Genomic DNA, 11832 nt, shown 5'->3' with positions numbered 1-11832 from the left:
TCTCTGCGCGAGGGGGGTGTGCGATGACGATGGTGGTTGACGCGCCGCGGGACGCCGCGCCGGTCGCGGCCGCGGTGTCGCGGCGGCAGGCGATGCTGGCGCTGGCCCGGTTCGAGGCGGTGCGCATGGCGCGGCATCCGGTGACCGTGGCCGCGCTGCTGCTTTACCTGGGGCCGTGGGTGTGGAATCTGGCGCGTCCGGGCGCCGACCGCTATCCGGTCCTGCACGCCGACATGGCGATGCTGCAGATGGCCGTGATGCTCGTCCTCGGCGGCGCCGCGCTGGTGGTGGCCAACCTGGCGGTGCTGCGGGAACGGCGGCACCGCACCGACGCGGTGTCCGACCTGCTGGTGCTGCCGCCGACCTGGCGTACGGGTGCGTTCCTGCTCGCGACCCTGGCCCCGGCCGCGCTGACGCTCGCCGTCTTCGCGGGGCAGGTGCTGACGCTCGCGCTCCTACCCGGGCGGGCCGGCCGGGTCGACCCGTTCGACGTGGCGATCCCGGCGGCGATCGTCGCCGTGCTCGGCGTGGGCGGTGTGCTGCTGGGCCGGGTGATCCGCTCGCCCATTGTGGCGCCGTTGGTCGCGGTGATCTTCGCGGCGGTGGGGTTCGTGGCGGTCGCGTCGGTCGCCACCGGCACGACCTGGGGGCGGCTGCTGCCGATCCTGCCCGACGACCTACCGATCGCGTTGCCATGGGCGCTGCTCGCGCGACCGTCGGGCTGGCACCTCGCCTACCTCGTGGGGCTGACCGCCGTGCTCGTCGTGGTCGTCCTGTTCCACGCCGGCCTGCGGGCGCGGGCGGCCGTGCCGGCGTTGGCGGCGGCGCTCGCGGTGACGGTGGGTGCGGGCAGCGTCCAGCTCGGCCAGGACGACGAGATCCTGGCGGCCCGGGTCGCGGCCAACGACAACCCCGCGCCGTTCCAGACGTGCGAGACGCGCGGGCAGGTGACCTACTGCGCGTTCGACGATTTCACGGCCTGGGTCCCGGCGTGGTCTCGTGTTGTCGACGACGTGGTCCGGCTGACCCCACCCGGTGCTGTCGCGGCGGGGCCGCCGCTGGCGGTGCGGCAGTGGGTGTGGTCCGACCGCTACCCGACGTTCGGCGGCAGCTTCGGTCCGGAGTGGTTCGAGGCGCGCTCGCGCACGCAGCGCGCCACCGACACCGCCGCGGGCACGCCGGAGGCGATCCCGGTAGGCACCGCCTGGGGTGACGAGGCCAGCGCCGCCGCATTCGCCGGTGGCGTCGCCTACCGCATCGTCACGGGTCGGGCGGTGACGAGCAGCACGACCGCGTGCGGGCCGCGCGGCGCTCTGATCGTCTGGCTGACCGGCCAGGCCAACGCGCGCACGGCGGCCGGCTTGCGGCAGCTCGACAACCAGAGCAGCGGGGCGTTGGCGCTGGTCGACTACACGATCGACAACTCCCTGCTCGTCGACGACCGCGCCGCGGGTGTCGGCCTGGCCCTGCTCGAACGCCCGCCGACCGAGGCGACGGCGCTGGTGGCGACGCACTGGGCGGAGCTGACGGCACCGGGCACGACCCTCGAGCAGGCGGCGCAGCTGTTGGGCGTCCCGGCGCCACCACCCGCGGACCCGTCGCTGGACAGCAAGCGCTGCGACTCGTGAGGGGTTCGTCTTTGTCGACGCGTGGACGGGTGTCGGGGTCCGAAGTGGAGGACGGTGTGGTGCGTCTCGTGACGGTCGGGGTCGCGGCGGCGGTGCCGGCGATCCGGGCGGTGCGGTGGCTGCCGCCGGTGGGCGGGCTGCTGGTGGGCTACGCGATGGTGGGTCTGCCGGCCGCGGTCTCGGGGCCTTCCAGCCCTGAGCTGCTGGTCATCCTGCTCCGGTTGGCGGCGGTGTGCGCGGGTCTCGCAGTGGGGTTCCTGCTCGACGACCCGTCCCGGCCGACGACGCTGACGTCGCCGACGCCGGCCTGGCTACCGCTGGCGGCCCGGCTGGGCGCCGGGGCGGTGGTGCTCGCCGCCTGGTGGTGGGCGACCCTGGCCACGGCCCTTGCGGCGGCCGGCCCGGCGTCGGTGGTGCTGCCGCGCGGCGACCTCACCCTGGAGACGGCCGCCGTGGTGGCGGTGGCGGTCGCGGCGGGCACGCTGGTCTGGCGGCGGTCGGCCCGCGGCTCCGTCGGCCTGGTGGCGGCCCCGGTCTTCCTGGCGGCGGTTGTGGTCGCGGCGCTGCTACCGGACCGGGTCGCCTTGCTGGCCGCGCCCGGCGCCCCGACCTGGGACGCTGCGCACGACCGTTGGATGGTGGTGCTGATCGGGGCTGGGACCGGCGCGCTGCTCGCGGCGACGTGGTCGCCGGTGTCCCCGCGCCGCACAACGGCTGCGGCCTCCGGCTAGCCGCGCTTCGGGGCACGCAGGTAAGCCCGCCGGCGGCGACGGGATCGGACCGCTGGCTCCGGCGGTTCGTCGCTGGGCTGTCAGCACCGGCGGCTGCACGCGGGGCTGTTGGCACGGGCGGCTCGACGCGGGGCTGTTGGCCACGAGCGCTGCCAGATCGGGTAGTCGAGCAGGGGTGGCCTCGTCGTTGTCAGTCGGCGGGTTGCCCGCATCGGGTCCGTGTCGGCTGTGGCCACAGCCGGGCCGGTGGGCCGGCAGTCAAGGCGTTGAGCCGTCCGGCGAGGGCTGTGGGCCTTCCGGCGCTTGCGGCGGCGTTGTGTGGTCGGGGGTGCGTCTGCTCGATTACCGTCGGGGCCAACCGCTTCGCTCGTTCGTGAAGGAGCCGCCATGGCCCGGTTCGTGCAGCCGCTGCCGCCGTTGGAGGATCCGTACGCGGGGGATCGGTTTCTGCGCGTCTGGCTCGACCGGCAGCTCGGCGCCACCGGGCATGCCTTGGCCAAGGCGCGGCTGACCGATCTCGCCGCCGATGTCGCCGGGCCACTGAGGGCCGCGCACGGCGATGCCGAGGCGCATCCGCCGGTGTTGGTCCGCTACGACCCGTGGGGGGCGCGGGTCGACCGGGTCGAGACCTCCGCCGGCTGGCAGGCGCAGCGGGCCGCGGCCGCGCGGCACGCCGTCGTCGCGCTTCCGTATCTCGAGGAGACGCGCGGCACGTGGGGGGCCGCGACCCGGATCGTCCAGCATGCGTTGCTGCATCTGTACGGGCCCGAGTCCGCTACCTTCTCCTGTCCCGTCGCCATGGCCGACGGTGCCGCGGCGCTGCTGTCCCGCGGTGACGTGGGCCGCGACGTCCGCGACGCCTGGCTGCCGCGGCTGCTCTCCACCGACCCCGACACCGCGATCACCAGCGGGCAGTGGATGACCGAGTCGCAGGGCGGGTCCGACCTGGCCCGGTCGTCGACCGTCGCCCGGCATGACGGCGGGCGGTGGCTGCTCACCGGTGAGAAGTGGTTCTGCTCGGCGGCCGACTCCGCGATGGCGGTCGCGCTCGCGCGTCCGGAGGGTGGCGCGCCGGGGAGCCGGGCGCTGGTGCCGTTCCTGATGCCGCGGTATGCCGACGGCGCGGGCGGCGGGGCGCCTGCCCCGGGTGTGACAGTGCGCCGGCTCAAGGACAAGCTCGGCACCCGGGCCCTGCCCACCGCGGAGATCGGGCTCACCGATGCCGTCGGGATTCCGCTCGGTGACCCCGCCCAGCCGGGGCTGGTCCGGGCGATGACGCTCGTGGTGATCACCCGGCTGCACAACGCCGCGGCGGCCGCCGGTGGGATGCGGCGGGGGCTCGACTACGCGATCGCGTACGCGAAAGCCCGCCACGTCGCCGGCGGCCTCCTGTTCGACTCGCCGCTGCACCGGGCCACGCTGGCCACCCTCGCCGTCGACGCCGCCGGTGCGTTCGTGCTCGCCGGGCACGCGTTCGCGCTGCTCGGCCGGGTCGAGGTCGGCTCGGATCCGGCCGCGGCGGCCGAACTGCGGCTGGTCGCCCCGCTGGCGAAGCTCGCCACGGGGCGGCTGGCGGTCTCGTCGGCCAGCGAGTACGTCGAGTGTTTCGGCGGTGCCGGCTACGTCGAGGACACCGGTGTGCCGCGGCTGCTCCGCGACGCGCAGGTCCTGCCGATCTGGGAAGGCACCACCAACGTGCTGGCGCTCGACGCGCTCCGCGCGGTCGCCCGCGACGACGCCGCCACACCCGTGGTCGCGCGGGTCGCGGCGGCGGCCGACCTGGCCCGCGGCCTGTCACCGGCGGTCGCCGACTCGCTCGCCGCCGCGGCCCGGGACCTGGGCGCCCGGTTCGCCGAGGTGGCCGCCGACCCGACCGCGGCGACGGTCGTGGCGAGCGCGCGCGGGCTGGCGTTGCGCACCGCGTACGCGCTGGCCGCTGCCCTGCTCGTCGAACAGGCCGCGGACCGCGACGACCTGGCCGAGACCATCGCCCGGCTGTGGACCCGCCGCTGGCTACGCGGTGACGACATCGCGGTGGACGCGGCCAACTACGTCGACGTCCTTTGCTGAGGCAGATCAGACGCGTGGCTTGATTCGCGTCAGCGGCGGCTGTCGTCCACGCATCAGGGCCGCGTCGCGCTCGGCGCCACCGGACTATGCCGGCTCGGCAGTCGAGCCGGGCTCCCGCGACCGCCGCACGGTAGACGGCGGGACCTGCATCACGCTGGGCGACCGCGGTCGGTCAGGCTAGCGGTGGCCCCCAGAACCGCGCCAGCGCCGACGTAGCCGGATCCTCCGACCCGACCAGTGCCTCCCACCCCGACGAAGCCGGGTCCAGTCCCGCGTACGCGGCCAGATCTGCGGGCTCCGGCGCGTCGCCCGCGACCAGATCGGCGGGCCCGGCGACGCCGAGGGACGCCGGGTCCGTCCACGGCGCGCCGTCGATCGGCTCCGGCAGCGCGGCGCCGAGGTCGAGGGCCGCGGGGAACTCCGGGGTCGGCCACAGGGCGTCCGTGTACGCGGAGACGTCCGGGTCGGTGCCGAACAGGTGTGTGGCGTCGATCGGGCCGAGCCCGTCGGTGCCGTCCTCGTCGAGGCCCGCCGCCCAGTTGTGGTGGTCGCTGACCAGCGCGTCCGGGGCGAACGGATCGTCGGCCCCGAACCCGGCCGGGTCGTCATGCCCGGCCAGGTGGTCACCGGCGGACAACCCATCGCCGGAGGAGAGATCGCCACCCGACAGGTCGTCGAAGCCGCCGTGGTCGTCGCCCGGGCCGCCGTACCCGCCGGCTGCGTCGTAGTCGTCGCCCCCGTCGTACCCGAAATGGTCGTGATGATCGCCGACCCCGTCGAAGCCGGCAGGGTCGTCGTGGGGGCCGTGCCCGTCGTCGTCCCAGGTCCAGTCGTCGGTCATGGCAGCTCCTGGTCTTCGGTGGTCGCGGCGGGTGCCAGGGTCCGAGCGCGGACCAGCACCATGTCGACCTGCTTGATGCGCGACCGGATCGCCTCGCGTTCGGCGGCCACGGCGGCGCGGCGACGGGTCCGTTCGGCCTTGTCGTCGGCGAGCGCCTTGTCGATCTCGGCGATGTGCGCGTCGAGTTGCGCCAGCCGGCGCTCGATGGCGTCGTCGAGGGCGAGCGTCAGCGCGTACTGCAGGTCGGTGAACCGGTGCATGATCTCGTCGGACAGCGCCGCCCGGGCCTCGCTGAGGACGTCGCGCAGCCACAGCCGGGCCTGGGCGCGGTCGCTCTGGGCGCGGCGGCGATAGAGGATGAAGGCCCCGGCGGCCAGGCCCAGACCCAGACCCGCGACGGGTACGAGCAGCCCGCCGCCCAGCAACGCCGAAGCGCCCAGCGCCGACGCCCCCGCCATCGCACCCCGGCCGGCCATGAACGCCATGCCACCGGCCGACATGGCGATCATCATGTTGTCGGTGCCGGTGTCCCGCGGCGGCCGCGACGTGAGGGCGTGCCGCAGCGTCGCGTTGAGCCGGGCGAGCACGAACTGCAGCTCGTCGGCGCCGAACACCTGGGCGAGGACCTTCTCGGCGACCTTGCGGAACCGGAACTCCAGATCCTGCGACAGCCGTACCGACAGTGCCTGCAATGCCGTGTCCAGGTCGCTGGGCAGCGCCTTGAGCTCGTCGCTCTTCGCCTTGTCGATGCGGGTGAGGAGATCGTCCTGGAGCTGACCCACGTACGTGCGCAGCTTGCCCGTCGCCTCCACCCGCGCCCGCTGCGTCTCGGTGTTCAGCGTCAGCGACCACTGCCGCGACTCGGTGCGCTTGCGCGCCGCCAGCGCCGCCCGGTCGGCTCGGGCCTTGGCGACGTCGGCCGGGTCGGGGTCGGTCGCGGTGAGCCGCTCGCCGGCCCGCAGGTCGAGGCGGACCAGCTCGCTGCGTACGGAGCGCAGCACGTTGGCCTTCTGCAGCAGGTGCCCGTTGCCGGCCAGCTCGATCAGCGCGTGCTGCAGCGGCGCGATCCGCGACTCGCGGACCAGCTCGGTGCCGGCGTCGCCGGGCAGCGTCATCGACAGCTGTGCCAGCCGCGCGGACACCGGGAACCAGGGCGCCTGCGCGAAGCGCGGCGCGTGCGTCTGGAGCTGGGCGCGGTCGTCGGCGAGGATCGTGCGCCAGCCGGGGTACGCGTCGATCTTGGTCAGCGCGAACACGACCACGTTGACCCGCTTGCTTGCCTCGATCAGGAACTCGAGCTCGGGGCGGGTGAACGGCCCGGACGCGTCGACGACGAACAGCAGCGCGCCGGCCTGCGCGGCGGCGTCGAGGGCGACCTCGGCGTGCAGCGGGTCCAGGCCGCCGGTGCCGGGGGTGTCGACCAGGCTGAGGTATTGCAGGAGCGGCGCGGAGTGGGTCACCTCGACCCGCCGCGGCGGCCGGGTGCCCTCCGGGAGCTGGCCCAGCGTGGTCGCCCAGTCGCGCAGCTGCCCCAGCTCGAGGCCGACGGGTTCGGCGCGGTCCGGCACCCACGCCCGGGCGCCGTGCGTCGCGCCGGGCACGAACTCCAGGTAGGTGGCGGTCGCCACGGCCGCGTCGACCGGCGACAGGTCCGGGACACCGATCAGGGCGTTGACCAGGGAGCTCTTGCCGCGCTTGGTCTCGCCGACCACGACGATCGACGGGCGGGTGACGGCGCGGCGGCGGGTCGCCTCGATGTCGGCGGCCGCGTCGGCGTCGGCGCGGCGCAGGAACGCCAGCGACCCGTCGACGGCCTCGCCCAGCAGGGCACCAAGATCACTCATTGCCGCACCTCGCTCCGCGAGGAGCACCAACGAGCCGCTCACTGAGCCAGCCGGTTCGCTCGCTCACGATGCCACCCCTTCCCGCAGGCGCTGGGAGAGCAGGTGGAAGCCGCGGTGGACGACCAGGGCCACCCGGGACTGGGCGGGGCTGGCGCCGGCGACCGCGTAGACCCGCCAGCGGGCGGCCGCGGCCAGCGCCGCCTCGCGCAGCTCGTCGGGGCCGGCGGCGGGCAGGCCGAGGATCCACTGCGGGTCCTGCGAGAGCGCCAGCCGGGTCAGCTCCTGCTCCATCGGCGTCGGCAGCTCGACGGCGCCGCCGCTGACCTGCTGGGCGACCTCGAGCAGCCGCAGGCGGTGATATTCGGGCCGCTGCAGCACCCGCTCGATCGCGTCGCGCAGCACCTCGCGGTCGGGGATCGTGTCGGCGTGCCCGGCGGCCTTCTCCAGCGTCGAGAGCGCCCATCCCGCCTTGATCGCATCGGTCCGCCAGCGGAACGCGTGGTCGAGCGTGTGCCGCAGCCGCGGGAACCCGGACGCCTGGTAGAGCATCCGCACCAGGTCACCGCTGCCCAGCGTCGGGTGCGCGGCGAGCTGTGCCAGGGAGAAGCCGATCCCGTACAGGTCGAGCAGGGTCAAAAGCCTTTCCCGGTGCTCACGGGGTACGGGGGCCGGCCGCGAGACGAACAGGTCCACCGAGGCCAGCAGCAGCGTACGGTCGGCGGCCGGCAGCCCGGAGAGCACCCGCAGCGCCTCGCAGTCGGCCGCGGTGAGCCGGCCGGCCTCGGTCGTCTCGGCGAGCAGCCCGACGACCGGTACGACGCCGGAGACGACGCGGCGCAGCGTCTGGGCCTGGGTGTTGGCGAGCCCTTCGGCGACCGGCCAGGGGTCGCCGGGGCCTTCGACGAGCTTGTCGGCCTTGTTGAACAGGCCGACGGAGTTGATCGGGTTGCTGGCCAGCCGCGCCGAGACCGACCGGAACGCCTCGAGCGCGGCCACGTCGTCGTCGCGTACGGCCTGCGTGAACACGTACACGATCGCCTCCGCCCCGGAGATCGCGCCCGCGGAGTCGGCGTCGAGCCCGTCGTCGATCGGCGCGGTGGCGTCCTCGAACAAGAACCGCCGGGCGCCGGCGGACACGGACGCGTTGGTGGACGACAGGCCGGGCGTGTCGACGACGGTCAGGTCACGCAGGTTGGCGCTGGTCAGGGCAACATCGACAAAAGCCACCTCAGCCGCGGGTACGCCCAACCGCTGGGGAATCATCCCCGTTTCGTCCAGGGGCAGGCTGACCCGGCTGCCGTCGCGGCGCACGACGTCGACCCGGTCGGCGGTGCCGTAGCGGAACTGGGTGACCACCCGGGTGCACTCACCGACCTCGGTCGGCGCGACCCGCCGGCCGATCAGCGCGTTGACCAGGGTCGACTTGCCGGCTTTGAGGCGCCCGGCGATCGCGACCCGCAGCGGCTCGTCGAGGCGCTGCCGGACCCGCCGCACCTGGACGCGCGCGGCGTCGGAGGTGAGCCGGGGGCTGACCTCGTCACACAACCCGGCGACGACCTGCCGCAGCGCGAGCGGTGCCGTCATGCCGCGACCCGCCCTGACCCGACGCTCCCGCGCAAACCGCCCGAACCGGGCATGGCGCCCGTGCTGGGGTCGTCAGGGCGCGGACCGTCGGCGACAATGGCGGTGGCCCGTCGGGGGTGCGCGGTCATTGTGGCGTGGTCCTCCTGGCTGGGTCGCTCGACCAACACTACGAATATCCTGCCGGCGGCAGGATCCCATGTTCGTGCCACCGGGATCCCGCAAGGACGGCGAGGGTCGGAGGATGAGTGCCGCACGCACCGGGCACCGGCGTCGCCGACCGTGCGGCCGGCGGATCGGCCGACACGGCGCCCGACGACGTCGTCGCGCGCGCCCGCGCCCTGCTGGCCACCCCGGGCCTGGTCGTGATCACGGGCGCGCCCGGCAGCGGCCGCAGCGCCGCCCTGCGCGACCTGGCGACGGCGTTCCGCGGCCCGGTCTTCACCGGCGGCGGCCTGGCCATGCTCCAGGACGTCCCGGCGCTGGCCCTGTCCCGGGCGGTCCGCGTCCGGCTGCCGGCCCACGACGCCGCACTTCTTGCCGAGGCGGTCCGCTCGCGGGTCCGGGGCGGGCTGCTCGTCGTCGACGACCTGCAGTGGGCCGACCCGGCGACGGTCGCCGCCGTCGCGGCGCTGGCGGCGCACACCCGCGTCGCGGTCGCCCTGCGCACCCCGCACCGCCTGCCGGCCGAGGCGGTGGCCGGGCTGCGGGCCGCGGCCGCCGGCTGGTTGACCCTGCCGCCTCTGGACGCCGCCGCGGCCGCCGATCTGGCGCGCAAGGTGGCGCCGGCCCTTGGTGACGCGGCGGTGGCCGAGGTTGTCCGGCGGGCGGGGGGCATCCCGCTCGCGGTGCAGGCGCTGGCCCGGCACGCGGCCGCCGGGCGCCCTGCGCCGGCCGCGGGCCGCGCTGCGCCGGCCTCCGGACGCGCTGCGGTGGCTGCGGGCCGCGCTGTGCCGGCCTCGGGCGGGCCCGCGCAGGGCTCGGGCGGGTCCGCGCCGGACGATGGCGGCCCCGCGCCAGCCTCGGGCCGCGTTGCGCCGGCGTTGGGTGGGTCCGCGGGGGACGACGGCGACCCCGTGCCGGCGTTGGGCGGGTCCGCGCCGGACGACGGCGACCCTGCGCTGGCCTCGGGTGGAGCTGCGCCGGACAACGGCGACCCCGCGCCGGCCTCGGGCCGCTCCGTGCCGGCCCTGGGCCGCTCTGCGCCGGACGACGGCGACCCCGATGCGACCGGGGCGTTGCCGGTCGCGGCGCCCACACCGGAGGTCGACCAGGTCGCCTACGCGATCGCCGAGGCGCTCGCCGATCTCACCCGCCCCGCCCGTACCGCGATGGCGGCGCTCGGCCTGCTCGGCCGGCCGGCCCATCCCACGATGCTGGGAACCGGTGTCGACGAGCTTCGCGAGGCGGGCCTGGTCGTGGCGCTCGACGTCCAGGCGGCCGACCTGGTCGGGCCGGCCTCGCCGTACGTGGCCGAGGTCGCGGCCGGCATGCTCGATCCCGCGGCCCGCGCCGCCCTGCACCGTCGGCTCGCCGCGCTGACCCCCGACCGGGAGGCCGCCCGGCATCTCGCCGCCGCCGGTGACGACGCCGCCGCGGCCGCCCGCGCCCTGGCCGCCGCCGACCGCGCCGCGACCGTCGGGGAACGGGCCGAACTGCTGCTGCTCGCCTGCGACCTGCCCGGCGCCCGCCCCGCCGACGCGACCCGGATCGCCGCGGCGGCGGCCGCGCTCGCTGCCGGCCGGCCGCGGGACGCCGTGCGGGTGCTCGCGGCGCCCGGCGCCCCGCTCGGTGTCGACGCCGCCGTGCTGCGGGCCGAGGCCCTGCTCCAGGTCGGTGACCTGGTCGGGGCGCGGGCGGCGGCGGCGCCCGTACCCGATGACGCGCCCCCACCCGTGCGGGCCGGCCGCGACCGGGTGCTGCTGCTGGCCCGGCTGGCGACCGACCGGGCCGGTGCGCTCGGCGACGCCGCCCGGCACGGTGACGCGCCCGAGCATGCCGGCCTGCGGGCCGCCGTCGCGGCGGTGCGGGCGGCGGCGCGGGTGCCGGGCTGGGAATTCGGGCTGGCGTCCGCGGCCGAGGCCGCCGCGGCGGCCGGTGATCCGCTCGCGACCCGGTGGAGTGCCTGGCTGCTGGTGGAGACGCTCGCGGCCGACGGGCGCCTGCGGGAGGCCGCGGCCACCGCGGATCGGGCGGCGGCGGCGTGCGCGGCCGATCTCGCGTACAGCTGGCAGGCCCGGTTCCTCGCCGCCGCCCTGTGGTGCGTGGCGCTGCGTGGTGATCCGGGCGGCACCCCGGCCGACGACGTGGTGCGCCGGGCCGCGGACCTCACGGACCGCACGGTGCCGCGGCTGGCCCGGGCGTACGCGGTCGCGGCGGCGAGCCTGGTCGAGGCCGACGGTGGCCTGCTCGCGCCGGCCCGCGCGCGGCTGGCGGCCGCCGCACCGGTGCCGGGCGCCGCGGCGCTGCTCGGCTGGGTCGCGCGGGAGGCCGCCTGGCTCGACGGGCAGCCCGAGCGGGCCGCCGAGCCCTCGGACGACACCGCGCCGCCCCTGGTGGACGGGCTGCGCCGGATCACCGCCCGCTGGGCCGCGTACGACGGTGGCACTGCGGAGAACGGCGACCGGGATCCGGCGGACCTCGATGCGACGGACGGCGCGTCCGCTGGTCTGCCCGCGGTCCGCGAGACGCTGGCGGCGTGGTCGGGTACGGGAGGCTTCGACCAGGCCGCGGCGGCCTGGCACGACCTGGTCGTCCGCGAGGAGGTGCGCTGCCTGCTGGCCGCCGGCCTGCACGAGCCCGACCCGGAACGCGCGGTGGCGGCGCTGCTGGCCGCGGAGTCGCTGGCGGAGTCGGCGGGCCTGGTGGTGCTGCTCGGCCGGGCCCGGCGGGCGCTGCGCCGCCACGCGGTGCGGCGCGAGACCCGCGGCCCGCGGGCGGGTTCCGACCTGACGGAGCGGGAACGCGACGTGCTGCGCCTGGTCGCCCAGGGCGAGCCGAGCCGCCGGATCGCCGGTCAGCTCGGCATCTCGGCCGAGACGGTCGAGACCCACATCCGGGCGGGCATGCGCAAGCTCGGCGCCCGCACCCGCACGGCGGCGGCCGCGCTGGCGTTGGAACAGCTGCGATGACGGGGG

Annotated in this window: 7 protein-coding genes; 4 read left to right on the top strand and 3 right to left on the bottom strand. The window is 76.3% G+C overall.

The genetic code is table 11. The features are described 5' to 3' along the window. The first annotated feature begins 23 nt into the window (after positions 1-23). From Asi02nite_RS28245 to Asi02nite_RS28235, 3 genes are all read left to right on the top strand, one after another. Positions 24-1628: a hypothetical protein gene (locus Asi02nite_RS28245; protein WP_203716973.1), complete on the top strand. Its 1605-nt coding sequence runs from the start codon at positions 24-26 to the stop codon at positions 1626-1628. A gap of 56 nt (positions 1629-1684) precedes the next feature. After that, the gene (locus Asi02nite_RS28240) at positions 1685-2359 is read left to right on the top strand and encodes a hypothetical protein (RefSeq protein ID WP_203716972.1); all 675 of its coding nucleotides are present in this window, start codon (positions 1685-1687) and stop codon (positions 2357-2359) included. Positions 2360-2746: 387 nt separating this feature from the next. After that, a complete protein-coding gene (locus Asi02nite_RS28235) occupies positions 2747-4429 on the top strand; it encodes an acyl-CoA dehydrogenase family protein (RefSeq protein ID WP_203716970.1) in 1683 nt (560 codons plus the stop codon). 172 nt (positions 4430-4601) lie between these two features. On the opposite strand, the gene Asi02nite_RS28230 is transcribed toward Asi02nite_RS28235, so the two are convergent. The 3 genes from Asi02nite_RS28230 to Asi02nite_RS28220 form a co-directional block, all read right to left on the bottom strand. Next, on the bottom strand, positions 4602-5270 hold the full coding sequence (locus Asi02nite_RS28230) for a hypothetical protein (RefSeq protein ID WP_203716968.1): 669 nt from the start codon (positions 5268-5270) through the stop codon (positions 4602-4604). After that, positions 5267-7114, bottom strand: a complete 1848-nt coding sequence (locus Asi02nite_RS28225) for a dynamin family protein (RefSeq protein ID WP_203716966.1) — start codon at positions 7112-7114, stop codon at positions 5267-5269. The genes Asi02nite_RS28230 and Asi02nite_RS28225 overlap by 4 nt, the downstream gene beginning before the upstream one ends. A gap of 63 nt (positions 7115-7177) precedes the next feature. After that, a complete protein-coding gene (locus Asi02nite_RS28220) occupies positions 7178-8698 on the bottom strand; it encodes a dynamin family protein (protein WP_203716964.1) in 1521 nt (506 codons plus the stop codon). 245 nt (positions 8699-8943) lie between these two features. Here Asi02nite_RS28220 and Asi02nite_RS28215 point away from each other — a divergent pair, with 245 nt between their 5' ends. Beyond that, the gene (locus Asi02nite_RS28215; protein WP_275410397.1) at positions 8944-11826 is read left to right on the top strand and encodes a helix-turn-helix transcriptional regulator; all 2883 of its coding nucleotides are present in this window, start codon (positions 8944-8946) and stop codon (positions 11824-11826) included. Positions 11827-11832: the final 6 nt, after the last annotated feature.

This window comes from Asanoa siamensis (assembly GCF_016862555.1).
In the GTDB taxonomy this organism is placed as follows: domain Bacteria; phylum Actinomycetota; class Actinomycetes; order Mycobacteriales; family Micromonosporaceae; genus Asanoa; species Asanoa siamensis.
This window is presented reverse-complemented; position numbering and strand designations above follow the sequence as displayed.

Excerpts from the sequence above, each read along its gene's own strand:
- Asi02nite_RS28245 (WP_203716973.1), top strand. The coding sequence starts at position 24 with ATGACGATGGTGGTTGACGCGCCGCGGGACGCCGCGCCGGTCGCGGCC.
- Asi02nite_RS28220 (WP_203716964.1), bottom strand. The coding sequence starts at position 8,698 with ATGACGGCACCGCTCGCGCTGCGGCAGGTCGTCGCCGGGTTGTGTGAC.
- Asi02nite_RS28225 (WP_203716966.1), bottom strand. The coding sequence starts at position 7,114 with ATGAGTGATCTTGGTGCCCTGCTGGGCGAGGCCGTCGACGGGTCGCTG.
- Asi02nite_RS28235 (WP_203716970.1), top strand. The coding sequence starts at position 2,747 with ATGGCCCGGTTCGTGCAGCCGCTGCCGCCGTTGGAGGATCCGTACGCG.
- Asi02nite_RS28230 (WP_203716968.1), bottom strand. The coding sequence starts at position 5,270 with ATGACCGACGACTGGACCTGGGACGACGACGGGCACGGCCCCCACGAC.